This is a genomic window from Streptomyces sp. NPDC036813, assembly GCF_055609245.1.
This window is the reverse complement of record NZ_JBVJPV010000007.1, coordinates 196,481-217,369: the sequence shown is the minus strand read 5'-3', so window position 1 is coordinate 217,369 and position 20,889 is coordinate 196,481. Positions and strand designations below refer to the sequence as shown.

At 69.4% G+C, this 20,889-nt stretch carries 25 protein-coding genes; 13 read left to right on the top strand and 12 right to left on the bottom strand.

Going from position 1 to position 20,889, the window contains the following annotated elements:
* Positions 1–50: 50 nt before the first annotated feature.
* The 4 genes from ACZ67Q_RS17115 to ACZ67Q_RS17100 all read right to left on the bottom strand — a co-directional run bounded on the left by ACZ67Q_RS17115 (position 51) and on the right by ACZ67Q_RS17100 (position 2,337).
* Positions 51–497, bottom strand: a complete 447-nt coding sequence (locus ACZ67Q_RS17115; RefSeq protein WP_471182388.1) for an SsgA family sporulation/cell division regulator — start codon at positions 495–497, stop codon at positions 51–53.
* 100 nt (positions 498–597) lie between these two features.
* Complete coding sequence (locus ACZ67Q_RS17110) at positions 598–1,323, bottom strand: IclR family transcriptional regulator (RefSeq protein ID WP_471182386.1); 726 nt, start codon at positions 1,321–1,323, stop codon at positions 598–600.
* A 332-nt stretch (positions 1,324–1,655) separates the two neighbouring features.
* Positions 1,656–1,868 carry a DUF5326 family protein gene (locus tag ACZ67Q_RS17105; RefSeq protein WP_361630335.1) on the bottom strand — a complete coding sequence of 71 codons (213 nt, stop codon included), beginning with the start codon at positions 1,866–1,868 and terminating at the stop codon, positions 1,656–1,658.
* Between the two features lie 151 nt (positions 1,869–2,019).
* The gene (locus ACZ67Q_RS17100; RefSeq protein ID WP_361630332.1) at positions 2,020–2,337 is read right to left on the bottom strand and encodes a cupin domain-containing protein; all 318 of its coding nucleotides are present in this window, start codon (positions 2,335–2,337) and stop codon (positions 2,020–2,022) included.
* Between the two features lie 57 nt (positions 2,338–2,394).
* Here ACZ67Q_RS17100 and ACZ67Q_RS17095 point away from each other — a divergent pair, with 57 nt between their 5' ends.
* The 6 genes from ACZ67Q_RS17095 (at position 2,395) to ACZ67Q_RS17070 (ending at position 7,179) form a co-directional block, all read left to right on the top strand.
* Entirely contained in the window at positions 2,395–2,772 is a 378-nt protein-coding gene (locus ACZ67Q_RS17095) for a phage holin family protein (RefSeq protein ID WP_471182382.1), read from the top strand.
* A 6-nt stretch (positions 2,773–2,778) separates the two neighbouring features.
* Positions 2,779–3,270 (top strand): low molecular weight protein-tyrosine-phosphatase, encoded by a 492-nt coding sequence (locus tag ACZ67Q_RS17090; RefSeq protein ID WP_471182379.1) that lies wholly within the window; start codon positions 2,779–2,781, stop codon positions 3,268–3,270.
* Complete coding sequence (locus tag ACZ67Q_RS17085; RefSeq protein WP_471182376.1) at positions 3,267–4,439, top strand: cystathionine gamma-lyase; 1,173 nt, start codon at positions 3,267–3,269, stop codon at positions 4,437–4,439. The genes ACZ67Q_RS17090 and ACZ67Q_RS17085 overlap by 4 nt, the downstream gene beginning before the upstream one ends.
* A 230-nt stretch (positions 4,440–4,669) precedes the next feature.
* Complete coding sequence (locus tag ACZ67Q_RS17080; protein WP_471182374.1) at positions 4,670–5,575, top strand: LysR family transcriptional regulator; 906 nt, start codon at positions 4,670–4,672, stop codon at positions 5,573–5,575.
* 114 nt (positions 5,576–5,689) lie between these two features.
* Positions 5,690–6,172 (top strand): NUDIX domain-containing protein, encoded by a 483-nt coding sequence (locus ACZ67Q_RS17075; protein WP_471182371.1) that lies wholly within the window; start codon positions 5,690–5,692, stop codon positions 6,170–6,172.
* Between the two features lie 140 nt (positions 6,173–6,312).
* Positions 6,313–7,179: a GNAT family N-acetyltransferase gene (locus tag ACZ67Q_RS17070; RefSeq protein WP_471182369.1), complete on the top strand. Its 867-nt coding sequence runs from the start codon at positions 6,313–6,315 to the stop codon at positions 7,177–7,179.
* 71 nt (positions 7,180–7,250) lie between these two features.
* Here the strand turns inward: ACZ67Q_RS17070 and ACZ67Q_RS17065 are convergent, their stop codons facing one another.
* Together ACZ67Q_RS17065 and ACZ67Q_RS17060 are read right to left on the bottom strand one after the other, a co-directional pair.
* A complete protein-coding gene (locus ACZ67Q_RS17065) occupies positions 7,251–7,673 on the bottom strand; it encodes a GlcG/HbpS family heme-binding protein (RefSeq protein ID WP_471182366.1) in 423 nt (140 codons plus the stop codon).
* Positions 7,674–7,822: 149 nt separating this feature from the next.
* Complete coding sequence (locus tag ACZ67Q_RS17060; RefSeq protein ID WP_471182363.1) at positions 7,823–9,031, bottom strand: MFS transporter; 1,209 nt, start codon at positions 9,029–9,031, stop codon at positions 7,823–7,825.
* A gap of 144 nt (positions 9,032–9,175) precedes the next feature.
* Between ACZ67Q_RS17060 and ACZ67Q_RS17055 the strand changes: the two genes are divergently transcribed.
* Positions 9,176–9,640, top strand: coding sequence for a MarR family winged helix-turn-helix transcriptional regulator (locus ACZ67Q_RS17055; RefSeq protein ID WP_471182360.1), 465 nt, complete (start codon positions 9,176–9,178; stop codon positions 9,638–9,640).
* A gap of 23 nt (positions 9,641–9,663) precedes the next feature.
* Positions 9,664–10,116, top strand: a complete 453-nt coding sequence (locus ACZ67Q_RS17050; RefSeq protein ID WP_471182357.1) for a GNAT family N-acetyltransferase — start codon at positions 9,664–9,666, stop codon at positions 10,114–10,116.
* 71 nt (positions 10,117–10,187) lie between these two features.
* On the opposite strand, the gene ACZ67Q_RS17045 is transcribed toward ACZ67Q_RS17050, so the two are convergent.
* Positions 10,188–11,573 carry a serine hydrolase domain-containing protein gene (locus tag ACZ67Q_RS17045; protein ID WP_471182354.1) on the bottom strand — a complete coding sequence of 462 codons (1,386 nt, stop codon included), beginning with the start codon at positions 11,571–11,573 and terminating at the stop codon, positions 10,188–10,190.
* A 340-nt stretch (positions 11,574–11,913) separates the two neighbouring features.
* On the opposite strand from ACZ67Q_RS17045, the gene ACZ67Q_RS17040 reads away from it, so the two are divergent.
* On the top strand, positions 11,914–12,480 hold the full coding sequence (locus tag ACZ67Q_RS17040; RefSeq protein WP_471182351.1) for a dihydrofolate reductase family protein: 567 nt from the start codon (positions 11,914–11,916) through the stop codon (positions 12,478–12,480).
* 94 nt (positions 12,481–12,574) lie between these two features.
* On the opposite strand, the gene dnaB is transcribed toward ACZ67Q_RS17040, so the two are convergent.
* Positions 12,575–14,053, bottom strand: a complete 1,479-nt coding sequence (gene dnaB, locus ACZ67Q_RS17035) for a replicative DNA helicase (protein ID WP_471182348.1) — start codon at positions 14,051–14,053, stop codon at positions 12,575–12,577.
* Positions 14,054–14,514: 461 nt separating this feature from the next.
* Here dnaB and ACZ67Q_RS17030 point away from each other — a divergent pair, with 461 nt between their 5' ends.
* The gene (locus ACZ67Q_RS17030) at positions 14,515–15,852 is read left to right on the top strand and encodes an MATE family efflux transporter (protein ID WP_471182345.1); all 1,338 of its coding nucleotides are present in this window, start codon (positions 14,515–14,517) and stop codon (positions 15,850–15,852) included.
* A 284-nt stretch (positions 15,853–16,136) separates the two neighbouring features.
* Here ACZ67Q_RS17030 and rplI read toward each other — a convergent pair whose 3' ends face one another.
* The 4 genes from rplI to rpsF all read right to left on the bottom strand — a co-directional run bounded on the left by rplI (position 16,137) and on the right by rpsF (position 17,865).
* Positions 16,137–16,583, bottom strand: coding sequence for a 50S ribosomal protein L9 (gene rplI / locus ACZ67Q_RS17025; RefSeq protein WP_471182342.1), 447 nt, complete (start codon positions 16,581–16,583; stop codon positions 16,137–16,139).
* Positions 16,584–16,601: 18 nt separating this feature from the next.
* A complete protein-coding gene (gene rpsR / locus ACZ67Q_RS17020; RefSeq protein ID WP_003949403.1) occupies positions 16,602–16,838 on the bottom strand; it encodes a 30S ribosomal protein S18 in 237 nt (78 codons plus the stop codon).
* Positions 16,839–16,918: 80 nt separating this feature from the next.
* Positions 16,919–17,497 carry a single-stranded DNA-binding protein gene (locus ACZ67Q_RS17015; RefSeq protein WP_471182339.1) on the bottom strand — a complete coding sequence of 193 codons (579 nt, stop codon included), beginning with the start codon at positions 17,495–17,497 and terminating at the stop codon, positions 16,919–16,921.
* Positions 17,498–17,574: 77 nt separating this feature from the next.
* Positions 17,575–17,865, bottom strand: a complete 291-nt coding sequence (rpsF, locus tag ACZ67Q_RS17010; protein WP_014673750.1) for a 30S ribosomal protein S6 — start codon at positions 17,863–17,865, stop codon at positions 17,575–17,577.
* Between the two features lie 276 nt (positions 17,866–18,141).
* Here rpsF and ACZ67Q_RS17005 point away from each other — a divergent pair, with 276 nt between their 5' ends.
* The 3 genes from ACZ67Q_RS17005 to ACZ67Q_RS16995 all read left to right on the top strand — a co-directional run bounded on the left by ACZ67Q_RS17005 (position 18,142) and on the right by ACZ67Q_RS16995 (position 20,866).
* Complete coding sequence (locus ACZ67Q_RS17005; protein ID WP_471182336.1) at positions 18,142–18,456, top strand: hypothetical protein; 315 nt, start codon at positions 18,142–18,144, stop codon at positions 18,454–18,456.
* A gap of 169 nt (positions 18,457–18,625) precedes the next feature.
* Positions 18,626–19,747, top strand: coding sequence for a peptidoglycan bridge formation glycyltransferase FemX (femX, locus tag ACZ67Q_RS17000; protein ID WP_471182333.1), 1,122 nt, complete (start codon positions 18,626–18,628; stop codon positions 19,745–19,747).
* 87 nt (positions 19,748–19,834) lie between these two features.
* Complete coding sequence (locus ACZ67Q_RS16995; RefSeq protein ID WP_471182331.1) at positions 19,835–20,866, top strand: alanine racemase; 1,032 nt, start codon at positions 19,835–19,837, stop codon at positions 20,864–20,866.
* Positions 20,867–20,889: the final 23 nt, after the last annotated feature.

Below are 20,889 nucleotides of genomic sequence, written 5' to 3'. Positions count from 1 at the left end.
TCTCCGCCCCACAGCGGTGAACCGTTACGCCACCTTGGTGACGCAACGTATCAGCCCGCGCTCTGCTCCTCCGCGAGGATGCGGTCGAGCGCCTCCTCCAGATGGGCGTCGAAGTCGGCGAGCGCACCCTCCTGGCCAAGCGGCACCAGCTTGTCGGTGCGGTCCAGGAACGCCACGATCGGCGGTGCCGACGAACGGAACAGCGCCTGGTCGCCGCCGACCTGGAGCCGGATCAGCACCTCGCCCAGGGTGTCGGCTTCGACCGGTGCGATACGGACATCGCCCTCCCCGCACGGCCGCCCCACCCCGTCGAGCAGCAGCTCACGCCCGAACGCCCATGTCACCGGCGCGTCCCCGGGAAGGTGGAAGGTCAGCCGTACGGCATAGGGATCACAGGTCTCGTAGCGCAGTTCCACCGGGATGCGGAACGAGAGCTCCTCGGAGACGAGAAAGCTCATCATGACCTCTGCCTGTACTGCCTGCACGGACTCGCGCATTCGCCTACCCCGTCACTTGCCGTCGACTGGCCGGGAATGAACCCCTTGACACTGGAGGCATCTTGCTGAACGTGCACGCTAGATCACAAGGAGTGAGTTTTCAGATACTGATAGACAGTGCCAGCGAGCCCAGCAGGCGCCCGATCTCGTCCTGCAGTTTCCGCGCCGCGGACAGCAGCTGGTCGGCCTGGTGCGCGGGCAGCGAGATCGCCATCGTGGCGGCCGTGGTGCCCACCGTGATCGGCACCGCGGCGCACACCGTCCCCAGGGCGTACTCCTGCCGCTCGATCACCGGCTCCATCCGCCGCATCCGCTCCAGCCGCCGCAGCAGCGCATGGTTGTCGCACACCGTGTAGGGCGTGATGGCCTGCGCCGGGTAGCGGGCCAGGTGGTCGCGGCGGGCACCGTCGTCCAGCTGGGAGAGCAGACACTGCCCGATGGCGTGGGCATGCCCTGTCTCACGAAAGTCGGCCCACTCCTCGACCGCCGGATTGCCGGGCGTGTCCGAGACGCACATGACCTCGATCTCGCCCTCGCGGTACATGGCGTAGTACACGGGCACACCGATGGAATCGCGCCATTGCGCGAGGGTGTCCACGATCGTGCTGCGACGTTTCTGCTCCGCTCCACTGCTGCCCAGCCGTTCGGCCGACTCACCGAGGAAGAACAGGCCCTTCTCACGGCAGAGATAGCCCTCGTGCACCAGGGTGCGCAGCAGGTGGTAGGCGGTGGGCAGAGCCAGGCCGGTCTCCCGCGCCAGCTGTTTGGCGGGGGCGCCGTAGGGGTGTTCGGCGACGGCTTCCAGCAGACGCATCGCGCGCTGCACGGAGCTGATCAGAGTCGTCGCCGCAGGAGGCTGCTCGGCACCGGCCGTGGGGGCCGGCCGCTGCAGCGGGGGTGCGGTCGAGCAGGGCCGCGTGGGGGGTGCGTGCGACTCTGCGGGTGCGGTGTCAACCGTGGCCAAGGGTCACTCCCGAAGCGCGAGGGGGAGCCCGTGCGGGGAACACGGGTGCGGGGGTGTCCGCCATGCGCGGGGGATCGGCCCCGCGTCGGATTCCGGACTCTAACCGTCCGCCGCCGTGGACAGAATGGCTGTCCGGAAAACTTCCCTCCCCCGAGGGAACCGGTGATTCCCCTTGGCGATCACCGGCCGGGCCCCTACCAGTCGCTGCGCGAGGACGATCCGGCGGTGAACTTCCGCACGATGTAGATCAGGCCGCCCACCAGGGCCACGAAGACCAGCAGCTTGAAGAGCAGTCCGATCACAAAACCGACGACCGTGGCCAGCACGCTGCCGAACACGACGAGCGCGATGACCGGCACCGCGACCCACTTCACCCACCACGGCAGTCCCGCGACAATCTCTCGCATCGCCTTCGCCCTTTCCTCACCGGCCCGTTGACGGGTGCCGGACCCTTCCGGATGTCCTGCACTCGATGCTAGGGCCGGCGAGGGCGCCGGCGGGGGCCTCGCACCCCCGGTCCTCCCCTGACCCGTCCCCTAGGGAACCCCGAGGCCGGTCTCAGCCCTCCGGCGGGGAGAACACCACGAGAACGCGCAGGTCCTCGCTGATGTGGTGGAACTTGTGGGCGACCCCGGCGGGCACGTACACGACGCTGCCGCGCGCCACCTCGGTCGTCTCCAGACCGACGGTGATCGCGGCGCGGCCGCTGACGACGAAGTACACCTCGTCCTGGTTGTGCGGCTTTTGCGGGTCGTGCTCTCCCGCGTTGAGCGCGTACAGGCCGACGGACATGTTCCGCTCACGCAGGAACTGCAGATAGGCGCCTTCGTTGGCGGCGCGCTCCGCCTCCAGTTCGTCCAGCCGGAATGCCTTCATCGCCTTGTTCGCCCTCGCCTCTGCTCCTGGCCGTGTCCGTCTGCCACGATCAGACACATGAAGAATTTCGTAGTCAAGACGATCGCCAACGCGGGCGCCCTGCTGGTCGCCGTGTGGCTGCTTGACAAGATCACCCTGACCGGATCGAGCACCGGCAAGAAGGCCGGCACGCTGATCATCGTCGCCCTGGTCTTCGGCCTGGTCAACTTCCTGGTCAAGCCGCTCGTGAAGGTACTGACCTTCCCCCTGTTCATCCTCACGCTCGGGTTGTTCACCCTGATCGTCAACGCGCTCATGCTGCTGCTGACCTCGTGGGTGTGCGGCAAGCTCGACCTGAGCTTCCACGTCGAGGGCTTCTGGACGGCCGTCCTCGGCGGCCTGATCATCTCGATCGTGTCCTGGGCCCTGCACGTCGTACTGCCCGACGAGGACTGAGGCGCCATGACCTACCGCGTCTGCTTCGTCTGCACCGGCAACATCTGCCGCTCACCGATGGCCGAGTCGGTCTTCCGCGCCCGCGTGGAGGAGGCAGGTCTCGGAGATCTGGTCGAGGTCGACAGCGCGGGCACGGGCGGCTGGCACGAGGGCGACGGCGCGGACCCGCGCACGGTCGCCGTCCTCCGGGAATCCGGGTACGGCAGCGACCACACGGCGCGGCAGTTCCAGCCGTCCTGGTTCGCCCGGCTCGATCTCGTGATCGCGCTGGACGCCGGACACCTGAAGGCGCTGCGCCGCCTCGCGCCCACCGACCAGGACGCGGCGAAGGTACGGCTGCTGCGCTCCTACGACCCCGCGGCCGGGGACGACATGGACGTACCGGATCCCTACTACGGGGGCATGGAGGGCTTCGAGGAGTGCCTTGAGATGGTGGAGGCGGCGAGCGAGGGACTGCTCGCCGCGGTACGCGAGCAGATGGAGGGACGGGCGGCATGAGCGACGCGGGCGAGGGTCGGGACGACGGCACACGCGCGGTGCGCGAGGACCGGGGCGACGGCACACGCGCGGTGCGGGCAGGACTGCCCGAACCGGTCAAGCACGAACCGACACTGCCGGGCCCGGTCTTCGCGGCCCACTTCCATCTTCCGGGTGATCCCACGGGGCCGTACACCTACGGCCGTGACGAGAACCCCACGTGGACGCTGCTGGAGCGGGCCATCGGCGAGTTGGAGGCGCCGGGCGAGGACGGCGTGGAGTCGCTGGTGTTCGCCTCCGGGATGGCCGCGATCTCCGCGGTGCTGTTCTCCCAGCTGCGCGCCGGGGACGCGGTCGTGCTGCCCAGCGACGGCTACCAGGCACTGCCCCTCGTCCGCGCCCAGCTGGAGGCGTTCGGCGTCGAGGTGCGTACCGCGCCGACCGGGGGCGACGCGCAACTGGACGTGCTCGACGGCGCGCGGCTGCTGTGGATCGAGTCGCCGTCCAACCCCGGGCTCGACGTGTGCGACATCCGGCGGCTTGCCGAGGCGGCACACGCGCGTGGCGCCCTCGTCGCCGTCGACAACACGCTCGCCACGCCACTCGGGCAGCGTCCGCTGGAACTGGGCGCCGATTTCGCGGTGGCCAGCGGGACCAAGCAGCTCACCGGGCACGGCGACATCCTGCTCGGCTACGTCACCGGTCGCGCCGGCGAGGCGATGACCGCGGTGCGGCGCTGGCGCAAGATCGTCGGCGCGATCCCCGGGCCGATGGAAGCCTGGCTCGCGCATCGCTCCCTGGCCACGCTCCAACTGCGCGCCGACCGGCAGAACGCCACGGCCCTGAGGGTGGCCGAGGCGCTGCGGGAGCACCCTGACGTCACCGGGCTGCGGTATCCGGGGCTGCCCGACGACCCGTCGCACAAGGTGGCCTCCCAGCAGATGCGGCGCTTCGGGTGCGTCGTCTCCTTCACGCTGCCCACGCGCGCGCGTGCCGACCGTTTCCTGGACGCGCTGCGGCTGGTGGACGACGCCACCAGCTTCGGCGGGGTGCGCTCCACCGCGGAGCGGCGCGGCCGGTGGGGCGGCGACGCGGTGCCGGAGGGCTTCGTCCGGCTGTCGGTCGGTGCGGAGGACCCCGAGGACCTGGTGGCCGATCTGCTGCACGCGCTCGAGGAGTCCGCCGGCTGACCTGCGCGCGGCCGCCGGAGCGGTGCCCGGTTCCCCGCGACGGACGGTCCGAGCCTCCCCCCTCGTGGCTCGGACCGTCCGCGGTTCCGCAGTCCAAGAACCGCGCGAACCAGGCTAGTTGACTCCCTGTCAGTGTCCAATCACAGTAACGACAGAGACCTATCGACATATTTATAGTGGGGTGCGCGGCCGGGAACCCTGAACGGACGGCGAGAGGGGAAGGGCACGCCATGGATCTGGCCTTGCTGCGCACCTTCGTGACCGTGCACCGCGCCGGGTCCTTCACCCGGGCGGCTGCCCTGCTCGGCCTGTCCCAGCCGGCCGTGACCTCGCAGATCCGCACCCTGGAGCGGCAGCTCGGCCGCCCCCTGTTTCTGCGTCAAGCGCGCGGGGTGACTCCGACGACCATCGGCGACGAGCTGGCCCACAAGGCGGCGCCGCACCTGGACGCCTTGGTGGAGATCGCCGAGACGGGGGTCGACGAGGAGGCGTCGTTACGCAGTCTGCATCTGGCCGGGCCCCCGGAGTTCATCGCGGAGCGGGCCCTGCCGGCGCTGACGGAGCTGGCCGGTGACGACGGACAGGGACTGGCCCTGCGCGCGTCCTTCGGCACCGCCGAGGAGACGCTGGAAGGGCTGGCGGCCGGCCATCACGATCTGGCCATCAGCACCACCCGGCCCCGCGGCACCCTGCTCACCGCCACCGCGCTGTGCGACGAGGAGCACGTCCTGGTGGCCGCCCCGCACCGGGCCGCACAGGTCCGCCGAGACGAACTGCGCCGCGTGGGCGCACGAGCCCTGGAAAGCCTCCCCGTCGTGGAGGTCCACGAGTCGCTCCCGTTCGTCTCCCGCTACTGGGCCTCCGTCTTCGAGTCCCGCCCCGTGCCCTTTGGTGCGGTCATCGTCCCCGACCTGCGCGCGGTCCTCACCTGTACGGCGGCGGGGGCCGGGCTCGCCGTCCTGCCCCGCTATCTGTGTGCGGGCGCCCTGGAGCGTGGGGAGATCGTGGCGTTGCACCATCCGCCGGTGCCTCCGTTGCGGACCTACTTCCTGGTGGTACGCGCGGGAACGCTGGCCATGCCGCACATCGCGCGGGCTCATGAGCGGCTCCAGCGGGCCGCGGCTGACTGGGCCTGACCCCTCCCTCCGATTACGCATCACTGAGTGAGTTCGCTTGATGACGTTTCGCGATGTTTCACGTGAAACCAGCGGGGATGTTTCATGCGGAACGTGCCGGGCCACATTTCTCCCATGACCGTCCGACCCGTGGTCAAGCGCACCGCCCGCGCCGTCCTCCTGGACGGTGACGACCTCATTCTGATCAAGCGCACGAAGCCTGGCATGGATCCCTATTGGCTGACACCCGGCGGCGGGGTGGAGCCCGGGGATCCGACCGTCGTCGACGCTCTGCACCGCGAGGTGCACGAGGAGCTCGGCGCCAAGATCACCGACGTGGTGCCCTGCTTCGTGGACACCGTGGAGCACATCGGCGAGGACGGCGGTATGACTGGCGTGAAGGTGCAGCACTTCTTCGTCTGCCGCCTGGAATCCATGGACCTCTCCCAGCGGCACGGTCCCGAGGTGGACGAGCCGGCCGGCGAATACGAGATCGTCCGAGTGCCGTTCACCCGCGTCGGTATCGCCTCTGTGCACCTCGTTCCGCTGTCGCTGCGGCACTATCTGGACGGGAACATCGAGGGCGTCCGCGCCATGCACGCGCCCGACCTGGGTTGACGGGGTTCGCCGCCTGTTTCACGTGAAACGTCGCCCGTCTGTCCCGGAGCTGTCCGCCGGGCCACGACATGGCCAAAAGCACGTACGTGTGCCGTGAAACAGGTGGACGCAGGGGCCTGCCGTCGGACAGCCTGACCTGCGTGCCGACTGTTTCCCTCGCCGCTCTGCCCATCCGCCGTCTGACGCTTCGCGATCTCACCGCCTGCGCGGACCTGTCCGAGAACCGTGGCTGGCCCCGGGAGGAACACAAGTGGGGATTCCTCCTCACCGCGGGGACGGCTTACGGCATCGATGACCCCGACGGCGGCCTCGTCAGCGCCTGCGTCGTGACCGAGTACGGACCACGCGAGCGGCCCGCTCTCGGTGCCGTCGGGATGGTGCTGGTCGCCGCCCGCCACGCCCGTAAGGGTGTCGGGCGCCGGATGATGCGCCACGTCCTCGCGGAGATGGGCACCACGCCACTCACCCTGCACGCCACGCCGAACGGCCGCCCCCTCTATGAGGAGCTGGGCTTCAAGACCACGGGCCGGGCGGAGATGGTGGTCGGTCGCCTGACACCGGACGTCACGGTGGGCAGCGTGGTCACGCGGGCGGCCACGGCCGAGGACCTGCCGGCCATCCTCCGTCTCGACGAGGAGGTGTTCGGCGCCGACCGCACGCCCATCGTGACGCGACTGCCCGCCTTCGCCGACCAGCTGCGCGTCGCGGAGGACGGTGGCCGGATCACCGGCTATGCCGCCGCGTGGCCGAACATGGACACCCATGTCGTGGGCCCGCTCATCGCCCGGGACACCGCGACGGCGAAGGCGCTGATGGCCTCCCTCGCCGCGGGCACCGACCGTCCGTTGCGCACGGACATCGACGTCCGGCACGAGGAGCTGCTGTCCTGGGTCAAGGAGAACGGCATGGCGTCGGTCGCCTTCAACTCCGTCATGACGCACGGCATCACCGACCTGCCGGGTGACTGGAGCCGGCGGTTCGCCCCGGTGACGGTGGCGGCGGGCTGAACCACGCCGTAAGCGCACGACAACGCCGGTCCCCGTGGGGACCGGCGTTGTGCTGTAGGGGGTGCTGCCGCTCAGGCGAGCGCCTCGACGGCCGCGGTGGCGAAGGCGTGGTCCTGCTCGGGGGCACCGCCGCCGACGCCGATCGCGCCGATCAGGCGGCCGTCGCGGCGGACGGGCAGGCCACCCGCGATGAACAGCAGCGGCCGGTCGAGCGCGGTGGGCAGAGTGTGGAAGAGGCCGCCGGGCTGGACGGCGTCCACCAGGTCCGCGGTCGGGGCGTCGAGCTGAAGCGCGGTGTAGGCCTTGCGGGTGCTGGTCTCCCCCGAGATCAGTACGGCCCTGTCGTCCCGCCGGAAGGCGAGGAGGTGCCCGCCCGCGTCCAGCACGCTGATGCTCACGGTGACACCGGCCGTCTCGGCGGCCCGGCGGGCGGCGGCGACGAGGATCTCGGCGTCCTGCGTGGTCAGGGGGGTCACGGCGGTGGTGGTGCTCACGGGGGTCTCCTTGGGTGAGGGGTTGTGCGGTGGTGCGGGAGAGCGGTGCACGGGGCGCCGCTCCGGTGATGCACGAGGGCGTTGCTCAAGGAGCGGGTTCTGCCTGCGCCGGGACGGCCCTGGCCCGGCTCCGGCAGGATCCGCGTGGGTCAGTGGTGGACGACGGCCCGCTGCTCGACGGCCCCTGAGCCGGCGACCACCGTGCTGGGCGCTTCGCCCCGGCGCTCCAGGGCGGCCGAGAGCACGGCCAGGACGAGGGCGCCCGCGGCGAGGACGGCTCCCACCCAGTTGGGGGCGGTGTAGCCGAAGCCGGCCGAGATCACGAGTCCGCCGAGCCAGGCCGACAGGGCGTTGCCGAGGTTGAAGGCGCCGATGTTCACGGCCGAGGCCAGCGTGGGGGCGCCATGGGCCTGGTCGAGGACACGCTTCTGCAGCGGCGGGACGGTGGCGAAGCCCAGCGCGCCGATCAGGGTGATGGTGACGGCCGCGAGGACCTTGTTGTGCGCGGTGAGCGTGAAGAGTGCCAGGACGACGGCCAGGGCGCCCAGGGAGACGTACAGCATGGGCATCAGGGCGCGGTCGGCGAACTTGCCGCCGACGAGGTTGCCGCCGACCATGCCGAGGCCGAACAGCACCAGCAGCCAGGTGACGGAGCCGTCCGCGAACCCGGTGACGTGCGTCATCATCGGCGCGATGTAGGTGATGGCCGCAAAGACGCCGCCGAAGCCGAGGACGGTCATCGCCATCGCTAGCAGGACCTGGACGTTCTTGAACGCGGCCAGCTCGTGGCGCAGGTGCACGCCCTGTGGCTTGGGCATGTCGGGGACGAGCTTGGCGATGCCGAGCAGGCCGACGACGCCGAGGGCGGCGACGATGCCGAAGGTGACACGCCAGCCGATGTGCTGGCCGACCAGGGTTCCGAGCGGCACACCGACGACGTTGGCGACGGTCAGGCCGGTGAACATCATCGCGATGGCGCCGGCCTTCTTGTCGGGGGCGACCAGTTCGGCGGCGACCACCGACCCGATGCCGAAGAAGGCGCCGTGGGCGAGGGAGGCGACCACGCGGCCGATGAGCATGATCCCGAAGGCGGGAGCGAGGGCGGACAGCAGGTTGCCGGCGATGAACAGGGCCATCAGCAGCATCAGCATCCGCTTGCGGGGGATCATGGTGCCGAGGACCGTCATCAGCGGGGCGCCGAACATGACACCGAGCGCGTAACCGGTGACGAGGAAGCCGGCCGTCGGGATGGAGACCCCGAAGTCGCCCGCGACCTCGGGCAGCAAGCCCATGATCACGAACTCGGTCGTTCCGATTCCGAAGGCCCCGATCGCGAGGGCCAGTAGCGCGAGAGGCATGGAGGGGTACACCTTCCCAGACGATTGCAGATGCGCTTTGCGTGCGTCCACAATAGTTGCACACGCGGGATACTTGCAAGCGCGCTCTATTGCGCGGCTGCTCTATCCTGGTAACAGCCGCTCCGGGACGGAGGAAGAACACCGATGACAGCGACGGACCCCGCGCTCACCGCCCTCGCTCAGGGCTGGTGCGCACTCTCCCTGCTGCACGGCAGGATCGAGACGCACATCGAGCGCGCCCTGCAGGCTCGCCATGAGCTGAGTGTGCGCGAGTACTCGCTGCTCGACGTGCTCAGCCGGCAGCACGACGGCGACGGCGGACATCTGCAGATGAAGCAGGTCGCCGACGCGGTCGTCCTCAGCCAGAGCGCCACCACCCGCCTGGTCACCCGCCTCGAGGACCGCGGTCTGCTCGAGCGCTACCTGTGCCCCACCGACCGTCGCGGCATCTACACCAACGTCACCGAGGCCGGTCTGAAGCTCCTGGAGGAAGCCCGGCCCACCAATGACGCCGCACTGCGCGAGGCCCTCGACGAGGCGGCGAAGAACCCGGAGCTGGCCCCTCTGGTCCACGTCGTGGAAACGCTGAAGGCACCGGTGCCCGCCTAGGGAGCGGGCCATAGGGTGCGGGCATGGGAGATCTTGAGATACGGGCCGCCGGTCCCGACGACGTCCCGGCCATCGTGGCCATGCTCGCGGACGACCCGTTGGGTGCCCAGCGCGAGTCCCCCGACGACCTCGCGCCGTACCTGACCGCGTTCGAGAGCATCGCCGCGGACCCGAACCAGCACCTGGTCGTCGCAGCCCGCGAGGGTCGCATCGTCGGCACCCTTCAGCTGACGCTGATTCCCGGTCTGTCCCGGCGAGGGGCCACCCGGTCGATCATCGAAGCGGTGCGGATCCACGCCGACGAGCGTGGCAGCGGACTGGGCACCCAGCTCATCGAGTGGGCGGTGGAGGAATCCCGGCGCCTGGGCTGCCAGTTGGTGCAGCTGACCTCCGACAAGAGCCGCACCGACGCCCACCGGTTCTACGAACGGCTCGGGTTCGAGGGCTCACACCTCGGTTTCAAGCTGCCTCTGTGACCGACGTGGCGCGGGGGCCGTCCCATGGGTGTTTCACGTGAAACAACCCCCGCGTCCGGAACAGCAATGCGTCAGCCGATACCCCGCCACCCCTGCGGATCGACTGCCCCCGGCACTGCCGCGCTGTCGTCGTACGGCTGCCGCGTGAAGGCGAACGACCCGAGGTCCAGGTGGTCGATGGAGCCGTCGGGCCGCCGCACCGCCCGTAGGACCTCGCCGGCGTAGTAGCCCTCCAACCCCGTCCATGTGCCGTCACCGTTCGGCCGGAAGCGCGAACGCCGGCCGTTGCCCGTGAGGGGCTCCAGCGACGCCAGCCCGTCGGCCGTCAGCCGCAAGGCGACGCCCTGCGTACCCCAGTACCAGGGCCCCGCCAGGTCCAGCGCCACTGGATCGGCCTCCCGCAGCGGATGCCAGGGCTCGGGGATGCGCGGTTCCGCCTCGGCGACGATCCCCACGAGATCCGCGGCCACGGTGGCCACGAGCGGACCGGAGGTGCAGTTGGCGAGCACGACGGCGGCCACGTCGTCCTCCACGCTGAACTGCAGGCCGGCCAGGAACCCCGGAAGCGATCCGGAATGCCCGGTCAGCAGCCGCCCACCGTGGTGCCGGATCTCCAGGCCGAGTCCGTAGGCGTAGCCGTCGGCCACGTTCGCCGCCTCAGAGGGGGCCGCGGGTGTCCGCATCTCGCGCAGGGACTGCGCACAGAGCACCCGGTCGTCTCCCTTGGCCAGGAAGACGGCGAAGCGCGCCAGGTCACCCGTGGTGGACCACAGCTGTCCGGCAGGGGCCATGCGGCCCAGGTCCTCCGCGGGTTCGGGCAACATCACGTCCGCCCATGGGTGCACGGCCCAGCCTCCGGCATGCGGGGCACTGGGACGCACATCCGTGCGGTGAAGGTCCAGAGGTTCGAGGACTTCGCGCCGCAGCACGTCTTCCCATGACTCGCCCCGCACCTCCTCGACCAGGGCCCCGAGCAGCGTGAAACCGGGATTGGAGTAGTGGAACCGCTGCCCGACGGGGTGCCGGAAGGGCTGCTCCCCCAGAACATCGGCGAGTTCGGGCCGCAGCGTGCCCGGGGTGCGCTCCCACCATGGCGCCGGCGACTCGGCCGCCAGTCCGCCGGTGTGCGCGAGCAGATCACGGATCGTCACCTCGCCCGCGCCGGTGCCGGGCAGGTGCTTCTCCAGCGGGTCACCGAGGTCGAGCAGCCCCTCGTCCCGCAGCCGCAGGACCAGAACGGCCGTGAAGGTCTTGGTGATCGACCCGATCCTGTACTGCACGTTCTCGTCGGGCCCATGACCGTCGACCGACGTGCGCGCACCGTGCCAGACCGTGTGTCCGCCGCGGACGACGGCCGCGACGAGCGAGGGGGCCCTGCCGTCCGCCTGGGCCACGGCGATCCGGTGCAGCAACGCCCGCCGGGTGGCGGGCAGCAACTCTTCCTGAGATGTCGTCATGGGCCCAGTCCACCCGCCGCGACATCCCACGTCGAATCCATTTCAACGGCTGCGGCACCGCCCGGCGGGCTGTGGGGTCTCGCCGCTCGTGACCTGCCGATCTTGCGTGACCTGGGTGTTCTTGGCTGTCTCCTGGCCTTGGCGCCCATGATCAGTCTCAAATCCGAGGCATTTCCTCGTGAGGGCGAGGTCGAGATCAGGCGGCTTGCCCGTGCCGGCCGAGTACACCAGGCTGAGCCCCGAGCACCAGGACCGCCGGCGAGCCCCAGATCGCGCAGCGATGAGTTTCCCGGGGAGCGCTGGTCTACCCGCCGGACCCTCACGGACGGAAGGCTGCGCCATGCGGAAGCTGATCTACGGCATGAACCTGACCCTGGACGGCTACATCGCCGCGGTCGGCGACGACATCGGCTGGAGCGGACCGCCGAGTGACGAGCTGTTCCAGTGGTGGCTCGACCACGAGCAGGCGAGTGGCCTGTCGCTGTATGGGCGCAAGCTCTGGGAGACGATGAGCTCCTACTGGCCGACCGGCGACCAGCAGCCCGACGCAACCCCGGCGGAGATCGAGTTCGCGCGGAACTGGCGGGACACGCCGAAGGTGGTGTTCTCCTCGACGATCGACAAGGTCGACTGGAACACCCGCCTGGTCACCGGCGACGCGATCGCCGAGATCACCCGGCTCAAGGCCGAGGACGGTGGCCCGATGAACATCGGCGGCGCAACGCTCGCCGGGGCGGCCATGCGCGCCGGGCTGATCGACGAGTACGTGATCGCCGCCCATCCGGTCCTGGTGGGCGGCGGCACGCCGTTCTTCACCGCGCTGGACAGCTGGGTGAACCTCAGCCTGGTGGAGACCCGGACGTTTCCCGGCGGCGTGGTCCTGACCAGGTACGAGACGAGGCGCTGAGCAGCTTCCCGCTGTCTCGTGGCTTGGAATGCCATCGCCTGGCCATCGCTCGTGAGATGTGGCCACGACATCCGAGACCTGCGACATGGGCGCCTCAGGTCTGTGCCATGTCCACGAAGCGCGAGTAGTGGCCCTGGAAGGCGACCGTGATCGTCGCCGTCGGGCCGTTACGGTGCTTGGCCACGATCAGGTCGGCCTCGCCCGCGCGGGGCGACTCCTTCTCGTAGGCGTCCTCGCGGTGCAGCAGGATGACCATGTCGGCGTCCTGCTCGATGGAGCCGGACTCACGCAGGTCCGAGACCATCGGCTTCTTGTCGGTGCGCTGCTCGGGGCCACGGTTGAGCTGGGAGAGCGCGATCACGGGGAGCTCCAGCTCCTTGGCGAGCAGCTTGAGGTTACGAGACATGTCCGACACCTCCTGCTGACGGCTCTCGGCGCGCTTGGAGCCGCCGGACTGCATCAGCTGGAGGTAGTCGATGACGACCAGCCGGAGGTCGTTGCGCTGCTTCAGACGGCGGCACTTGGCGCGGATCTCCATCATCGACAGGTTCGGGGAGTCGTCGATGTAGAGCGGAGCGGCGGACACGTCGGGCATCCGGCGGGCCAGGCGCGTCCAGTCCTCGTCGGTCATCGTGCCGGAGCGCATGTGGTGCAGAGCGACACGGGCCTCCGCGGACAGCAGGCGCATCGCGATCTCGTTGCGCCCCATCTCGAGGGAGAAGATCACGCTCGGCAGGTTGTGCTTGATCGCCGCGGCGCGCGCGAAGTCCAGCGCGAGGGTGGACTTACCCATCGCAGGACGGGCCGCGATGACGATCATCTGGCCGGGGTGCAGACCGTTGGTGAGCGAGTCGAAGTCGGTGAAGCCCGTGGGCACACCGGTCATCTCGCCGCTGCGTGAGCCGATCGCCTCGATCTCGTCGAGGGCACCCTCCATGATGTCGCCGAGCGGCAGGTAGTCCTCGCTGGTGCGCTGCTCGGTGACGGCGTAGATCTCCGCCTGGGCGCGGTTGACGATCTCATCGACGTCGTCGTCGGCCGCGTATCCCATCTGCGTGATCCGCGTGCCGGCCTCGACCAGGCGGCGCAGGACCGCGCGTTCGTGCACGATCTCCGCGTAGTACTCGGCGTTGGCCGCCGTCGGTACCGTCTGGACGAGGGTGTGCAGATACGACGCGCCGCCGACCTTGTTGATCTCACCCCGCTTGGTGAGTTCGGCGGCGATGGTGATGGGGTCGGCCGGCTCGCCCCGGGCGTAGACGTCGAGGATCGCCTGGAAGATCGTTTCGTGCGCCGGCTTGTAGAAGTCGTGGCCCTTGAGGATCTCGACGACGTCGGCGATCGCGTCCTTCGACAACAGCATGCCGCCGAGGACCGACTGCTCGGCCTCCAGATCCTGGGGCGGTACCCGCTCGAAGGCCGAACCGGCGCCGTCCCAGCCGCCGCTGTCCCGCCCCCGGTCGTGCTGCTCCTCACGGGTGCGGACCCCGTCACCGCGCCGGCGGGAAGCGGGCAGACGATCACTCGGACCGCTGTCGGCCCACGGATCGTCCAAGGGCTCGGAAATACTCACCGAGCCACCTCCTCCCGTCCGCCGAGCGGACCTCGCCGTGCCCCTCTGTTCTAAGGGACGGCACTGACAAACCGAGAGGCCCAACTCCACTTGCAACGCGTCGGTTTTGTGGCGGTTCTGCACACGGGCGTACGGAGCGGGCGCCGGACCACGGTAGGCCCCACGGGGGCGTCAGCCAATCTGGTTATCCACAGGCCATGTGGACGACGGCCCCGATGCTGTGGAGAACTCGGCGAAACCTGTGCACGACCCGGTGGACAGCGCTGTGAACAAGCTCGCTCCGCCGCCAACGCAACGCCTCTGACCTGCGACTTCGACATCCACCGGCTGTGCAGAAGAAAAACTTCCCCGGTCGGCCCAAGATCACTTCGAACACTGCGCGAGAAGTCACTCACCGAACCGGTAAGTAAGGGTCTAAGGCCGATTGCATCTCTTACCTGTGGACGACTAGATTGGTGCTCATGACACAGGCTCCCGCGACCTCCAGGGCCACCCGCCGCCGCCACGACCGCGAGATCGTCGCCCTGGCCGTTCCGGCCTTCGGCGCCCTCGTCGCAGAGCCTCTCTTCGTCATGGCCGACAGCGCCATCGTGGGCCACCTCGGCACCGCCCAGCTCGCCGGACTCGGCGTCGCCTCCGCCCTGCTCACCACCGCCGTGAGCGTGTTCGTCTTCCTCGCCTACGCGACCACGGCCGCCGTCGCCCGCCGCGTCGGCGCCGGCGATCTCCCGGCCGCCATCCGCCAAGGCATGGACGGCATCTGGCTGGCGGTGCTGCTCGGCGCCGCCGTCATCGCCCTGGTCCTTCCGCTGGCTCCGGCGATCGTCGACCTCTTCGGCGCCTCGTCCACCGCGGCTCCGTACGCCATCACCTATCTTCGGATCTCCGCGCTCGGCATACCCGCCATGCTCGTCGTGCTCGCCGCGACCGGTGTCCTGCGCGGGCTGCAGGACACGAAGACACCGCTCTATGTCGCCGTCGGCGGCTTCGTCGCCAACGGCGCCCTGAACGCGGGCCTCGTCTACGGCGCCGGTCTCGGCATCGCGGGCTCGGCATGGGGAACCGTCATCGCGCAGTGCGCCATGGCCGCCGTCTATCTCACGGTGGTGATCCGCGGTGCCCGTCGGCACGGCGCCTCCCTGCGTCCCGACGCCGCGGGCATCCGCGCCTCCGCGCAGGCAGGCGTCCCCCTCCTGGTGCGCACGCTCTCCCTGCGCGCCATCCTGATGATCGCCACCGCTGTCGCCGCGCGTCTCGGTGACGCCGACATCGCCGCCCACCAGATCATCCTGTCGCTGTGGAGCCTGCTCGCCTTCGCCCTCGACGCCATCGCCATCGCAGGGCAAGCGATCATCGGCCGCTACCTGGGTGCGGGCGACAGCGACGGCGCCCGAGCCGCCTGCCGGCGCATGGTGGAGTGGGGCATCGCGGTCGGCGTCGCTCTCGGCGTTCTGGTGGTGCTCACCCGTCCGCTCTTCCTGCCGCTGTTCACCAGCGACTCCTCGGTGACCGACACCGCCCTGCCCGCACTGCTGATCGTGGCGCTCTCCCAGCCGGTCTCCGGCGTCGTGTTCGTCCTGGACGGCGTACTCATGGGAGCCGGCGACGGACCGTATCTGGCCTGGGCGATGCTGCTCACGCTGGCGGTCTTCGCCCCGGTCGCGCTCCTTGTCCCGACGCTGGGCGGAGGACTGACCGCGCTGTGGGCAGCGATGACGCTGATGATGGCCGTGCGGCTACTGACCCTCTGGCTGCGCGCCCGCTCGGGCCGCTGGCTGGTGACGGGCGCGACGCGCTGACCGTTTCACGTGAAACAGCGCCGTCTGAAGGCCACGGCGATCTATCAGCGCCGCCTGAAGGCCACGGCTATCCGTCAACGCCACGATCCGGCATGGCGAACCGCCGACACGACGATCCGTCGGCATCGATCCGTCGGCGCCATGGTCCGCCGGGACCGTTTCACGTGAAACACCCCTCCGCGTCCCCACCCCCTGGACCAGCTTCCCGGCACGCGAAAGGGGCCGCACCCCTCAGGGTGCGGCCCCTTTCACTGGCTCGAACGAGCGCAGCGATCACGCGGTGATCAGCCCGCGACGACCTCGATGTTGACCTTGGCGGCAACCTCGGGGTGCAGACGCACGGACGTCTCGTGGGCGCCCAGGGTCTTGATCGGCGAACCGAGCTCGATGCGGCGCTTGTCGACCTCGGGGCCACCGGAAGCCTTGATCGCGGAAGCGATGTCGGCCGGAGTGACGGAGCCGAAAAGACGACCGGCGTCGCCGGAGCGGACGGCCAGACGGACCTTCACACCCTCGAGCTGGGCCTTGATCTGGTTGGCCTGCTCGATGGTCTGGATCTCGTGGATCTTGCGAGCACGACGGATCTGCTCGACGTCCTTCTCGCCACCCTTGGTCCAGCGGATCGCGAAGTTCCGCGGGATCAGGTAGTTGCGAGCGTAACCGTCCTTGACGTCGACGACTTCGCCCGCGGCACCGAGGCCGGAGACCTCGTGGGTCAGGATGATCTTCATGATTCGGTCACCCTTCCCTTAGCGCGCGGTGGACGTGTAGGGCAGCAGCGCCATCTCACGGCTGTTCTTGACGGCCGTGGCGACGTCACGCTGGTGCTGCGTGCAGTTGCCGGTCACGCGGCGGGCACGGATCTTGCCGCGGTCGGAAATGAACTTCCGCAGCATGTTCGTGTCCTTGTAGTCCACGTACGTGACCTTGTCCTTGCAGAAAGCGCAGACCTTCTTCTTCGGCTTGCGCACAGGCGGCTTCGCCATGGTGATTCTCCTGTGTGATCAAGAAGTTTGGGTACGACCCACCCTCGACCGGGACCGGCCCCGAAGGACCGACCGAAGGCCTAGAAGGGGGGCTCGTCCGAGTAGCCGCCACCGCCGCCGGAGCCGCCGCCCCAGCCGCCGCCGCCCTGGTTGCCACCGGCGGGAGCGCCGGTCGCCCAGGGGTCGTCGGCAGGAGCGCCGCCGCCCTGCTGGCCGCCACCGCCGGGGCCGCCGCCCCAGCCGGCGCCGCCCTGCTGGCCGCCACCGCCGCCGTAACCGCCCTGGCCACCGCGGCCGGCGGTCTTGGTGACCTTGGCCGTGGCGTTGCGCAGGCTGGGGCCGACCTCGTCGACGTCCAGCTCGAAGACCGTGCGCTTGACACCCTCACGGTCTTCGTACGACCGCTGCTTCAGCCGGCCCTGCACGATGACGCGCATGCCTCGCTGGAGCGACTCGGCGACGTTCTCCGCCGCCTGGCGCCAGACCGAGCAGGTCAGGAACAGGCTCTCGCCGTCCTTCCACTCGTTGGTCTGACGGTCGAAGGTGCGGGGGGTGGACGCGACACGGAATTTCGCGACCGCCGCACCGGAAGGGGTGAAGCGCAGCTCGGGGTCGTCGACAAGATTGCCGATGACCGTGATGACGGTCTCGCCTGCCATGGGGGAACCTCTCGGCGGGTTTGCTGCTGGCTGCTTGTGGTGCTGCTCGGAATCCCGAGATCAGCTGAGCGGGAGGCTCAGTGGGTCTCGGGACGGAGGACCTTGGTCCGGAGGACCGACTCGTTCAGGTTCATCTGCCGGTCGAGCTCCTTGACGACCGCGGGCTCAGCCTGCAGGTCGATGACCGAGTAGATGCCCTCGGGCTTCTTCTTGATCTCGTACGCGAGACGACGACGGCCCCAGGTGTCGACCTTCTCGACCTTTCCGCCGCCATCACGGACGACAGAGAGGAAGTTCTCGATCAGCGGGGAGACAGCGCGCTCCTCGAGATCGGGGTCGAGGATGACCATCACCTCGTAGTGACGCATGTGGAACCCACCTCCTTTGGACTCAACGGCCACGGTCGTTCCGTGGCAGGAGGGTTGTGATGCGTACGCAACGGTATCGGCCGCCACTGACAATCGAGGGTCAGCCGGAGGAATCACCCCGGCCTGTCCCGACTGGGCCTGGGCAGACACCGGTGCAGACGGTACAGACTACCTGCACACCGGCTTCCGGTTGAAATCCGGCCGGGGAGGCCGTCAATCTGTACACATCGGGTGTGTATGGCGCTACGATGCGCCGTCTTCCGCAGGAGGTGCCCTATGGCACAGGTATTGCGACCCAAGACCCCCTCCGGCCTCTTGGCCACGGACGGAAAGTCCCATCCCCTCCAGGACACGCTGCTCGTCGTGACGCTGGTCCTCGGTCTCCTGGCCTTCATCACGGGCCTGGTCGCCGACGACCTGCACCTGCTCAGCTCCTGGGCCGGACTGGTGGGCATCCTCACCGGTGCCTACGGCCAGTGGGTCTCGGTGACCACGCGTGAGCGCTTCGGCATCATCGTGGGCCTGGGCGCATCCGGTGTCGGTTTCCTGCTCGGCATGGCGCACGGCGGCCTCTTCGGCGGCGTCTTCTGACGCCACCCCACTCTTCCTTCTCCAGCACCACGCAACTCACCCGGCCGCCGCGCGGCCGGGCGAGATGTCCCGTGCGCCCAGCAGGGGCGCTCCGCGGGCGCAGTAGGCTTCGGCACCAGAGCCGGAGCCCCTGACCCATGGGGACACACCAGCCCGAGGAGCGCCCCGAATGACCCTGACCCTGAGGACCATCAGTCGCGAGCAGCATCTGGCCTTCATCCAGACCCTGCCGGCGGCGAGCCACATGCAGGTCCCGGCGTGGGCGGACGTGAAGGCGGAGTGGCGCTCCGAGAGCCTCGGCTGGTTCGACGACCGCACCGGCGAGTTGGTCGGCGCGGGCCTGGTGCTCTACCGGCAGCTGCCGAAGATCAAGCGCTACCTCGCCTATCTGCCCGAGGGCCCGGTCATCAACTGGTTCGCGCCGAACCTGCAGGAGTGGATCGAGCCGATGCTCGCCCACCTGAAGCAGCAGGGCGCCTTCTCGGTGAAGATGGGCCCGCCGGTGGTCATCCGGCGCTGGAACGCCGAGACCATCAAGAAGGGCATCCAGGACCAGGACGTCAAACGCCTGCGCGACCTGGAGGCCGACTTCATCGAGCCGCGCGCCTTCGAGGTGGCCGACAAGCTGCGCCGGATGGGCTGGCAGCAGGGCGAGGACGGCGGCGCCGGTTTCGGTGACGTCCAGCCCCGCTACGTCTTCCAGGTGCCGCTGGCGAACCGTTCCCTGGAAGAGGTCCACAAGAACTTCAACCAGCTGTGGCGCCGCAACATCAAGAAGGCGGAGAAGGCCGGCGTGGAGGTCGTCCAGGGCGGCTACCACGACCTCGAGGAGTGGCAGCGGCTCTACGAGATCACGGCCGTGCGCGACCACTTCCGGCCGCGCCCGCTGTCGTACTTCCAGCGCATGTGGTCGGCCCTCAACAGCGAGGACCCCAACCGCATGCGGCTGTACTTCGCACGCCACAACGGTGTGAACCTGGCGGCGGCCACGATGCTGATCGTCGGCGGCCACGTCTGGTACTCCTACGGCGCCTCCGACAACATCGGCCGCGAGGTCCGGCCCTCGAACGCGATGCAGTGGCGGATGCTGCGCGATGCCTACGCGCTCGGTGCGACCGTCTACGACCTGCGCGGCATCTCCGACTCGCTGGACGAGTCCGACCACCTCTTCGGCCTGATCCAGTTCAAGGTCGGCACCGGCGGCCAGGCCGCCGAGTACCTCGGCGAGTGGGACTTCCCGCTGAACAAGCTGCTGCACAAGGCGCTCGACATCTACATGTCGCGCCGCTGACGCCCCGTTCAGTGCTTCGATACCTCTGACAGACCGCTGCGACACCTCTGACACCCCGCAACCACGAGAAAGGTTCCAGGTCCGGCCATGGCGCTCACGCTCTACGTCGACACCGCGCGCTGGCGGGCGCACCACAAGCACGTGCAGGAGCAGTTCCCGGGCCTGGTCCCGGTCTGCAAGGGCAACGGCTACGGATTTGGTCACGAGCGGCTGGCCGAGGAGGCCACACGCCTGGGTGCGGACCTGCTCGCCGTCGGCACGACGTACGAGGCCGCCCGGATCAAGGACTTCTTCAGCGGCGACCTGCTGGTGCTGACCCCGTACCGGCGCGGCGAGGAGCCGGTGCCGCTGCCCGACCGGGTGGTGCGGTCGGTCTCCTCCATCGACGGCGTGTACGGCCTGGTCGGCGCCCGGGTGGTCATCGAGGTGATGTCCTCGATGAAGCGGCACGGCATCAGCGAGCAGGACCTGCCGCAGCTGCACGCCGCCATAGAGAACGTGCGTCTGGAGGGCTTCGCCATCCACCTGCCGCTGGACCGCACCGACGGCTCGGACGCCGTCGAGGAGGTCATCGGCTGGATGGACCGGCTGCGCGCGGCCCGGCTGCCGCTGCACACGATGTTTGTCAGCCATCTCAAGGCCGACGAACTCCAGCGCCTGCAGCAGCAGTTCCCGCAGACCCGGTTCCGCGCCCGCATCGGTACACGGCTGTGGCTGGGCGACCACGAGGCCACCGAGTACCGCGGCGCGGTCCTGGACGTCACGCGCGTGTCCAAGGGCGACCGCTTCGGTTACCGGCAGCAGAAGGCGGCTTCCGACGGCTTCCTCGTCGTCGTGGCGGGGGGTACCTCGCACGGGGTAGGGCTGGAGGCCCCGAAGGCGATGCACGGCGTCATGCCGCGCGCCAAGGGCGTCGCACGCGCCGGCCTCGCCACGGTGAACCGGAACCTGTCTCCGTTCGTCTGGGACGGCAAGCAGCGCTGGTTCGCCGAGCCGCCGCACATGCAGGTGTCGATCCTGTTCGTGCCCGCCGAGGCGGCGGAGCCGAAGGTCGGTGACGAGCTGGTGGCCCATCTGCGGCACACCACGACGCAGTTCGACCGGCTCGTGGACCGCTGAGCCGACGGGACGAACGCCGAAGG

Coding starts and splice junctions, on each gene's coding strand:
- ACZ67Q_RS17090 (WP_471182379.1), top strand. CDS start 2,779: ATGACCTACCGCGTCTGCTTCGTCTGCACCGGCAACATCTGCCGCTCA.
- ACZ67Q_RS17055 (WP_471182360.1), top strand. CDS start 9,176: ATGACAGCGACGGACCCCGCGCTCACCGCCCTCGCTCAGGGCTGGTGC.
- ACZ67Q_RS17030 (WP_471182345.1), top strand. CDS start 14,515: ATGACACAGGCTCCCGCGACCTCCAGGGCCACCCGCCGCCGCCACGAC.
- ACZ67Q_RS17085 (WP_471182376.1), top strand. CDS start 3,267: ATGAGCGACGCGGGCGAGGGTCGGGACGACGGCACACGCGCGGTGCGC.
- ACZ67Q_RS17045 (WP_471182354.1), bottom strand. CDS start 11,573: ATGACGACATCTCAGGAAGAGTTGCTGCCCGCCACCCGGCGGGCGTTG.
- ACZ67Q_RS17040 (WP_471182351.1), top strand. CDS start 11,914: ATGCGGAAGCTGATCTACGGCATGAACCTGACCCTGGACGGCTACATC.
- rpsR (WP_003949403.1), bottom strand. CDS start 16,838: ATGGCGAAGCCGCCTGTGCGCAAGCCGAAGAAGAAGGTCTGCGCTTTC.
- ACZ67Q_RS17050 (WP_471182357.1), top strand. CDS start 9,664: ATGGGAGATCTTGAGATACGGGCCGCCGGTCCCGACGACGTCCCGGCC.
- ACZ67Q_RS16995 (WP_471182331.1), top strand. CDS start 19,835: ATGGCGCTCACGCTCTACGTCGACACCGCGCGCTGGCGGGCGCACCAC.
- ACZ67Q_RS17095 (WP_471182382.1), top strand. CDS start 2,395: ATGAAGAATTTCGTAGTCAAGACGATCGCCAACGCGGGCGCCCTGCTG.
- ACZ67Q_RS17015 (WP_471182339.1), bottom strand. CDS start 17,497: ATGGCAGGCGAGACCGTCATCACGGTCATCGGCAATCTTGTCGACGAC.
- ACZ67Q_RS17060 (WP_471182363.1), bottom strand. CDS start 9,031: ATGCCTCTCGCGCTACTGGCCCTCGCGATCGGGGCCTTCGGAATCGGA.
- ACZ67Q_RS17080 (WP_471182374.1), top strand. CDS start 4,670: ATGGATCTGGCCTTGCTGCGCACCTTCGTGACCGTGCACCGCGCCGGG.
- femX (WP_471182333.1), top strand. CDS start 18,626: ATGACCCTGACCCTGAGGACCATCAGTCGCGAGCAGCATCTGGCCTTC.
- ACZ67Q_RS17115 (WP_471182388.1), bottom strand. CDS start 497: ATGCGCGAGTCCGTGCAGGCAGTACAGGCAGAGGTCATGATGAGCTTT.
- ACZ67Q_RS17005 (WP_471182336.1), top strand. CDS start 18,142: ATGGCACAGGTATTGCGACCCAAGACCCCCTCCGGCCTCTTGGCCACG.
- rpsF (WP_014673750.1), bottom strand. CDS start 17,865: ATGCGTCACTACGAGGTGATGGTCATCCTCGACCCCGATCTCGAGGAG.
- ACZ67Q_RS17075 (WP_471182371.1), top strand. CDS start 5,690: ATGACCGTCCGACCCGTGGTCAAGCGCACCGCCCGCGCCGTCCTCCTG.
- ACZ67Q_RS17105 (WP_361630335.1), bottom strand. CDS start 1,868: ATGCGAGAGATTGTCGCGGGACTGCCGTGGTGGGTGAAGTGGGTCGCG.
- ACZ67Q_RS17100 (WP_361630332.1), bottom strand. CDS start 2,337: ATGAAGGCATTCCGGCTGGACGAACTGGAGGCGGAGCGCGCCGCCAAC.
- rplI (WP_471182342.1), bottom strand. CDS start 16,583: ATGAAGATCATCCTGACCCACGAGGTCTCCGGCCTCGGTGCCGCGGGC.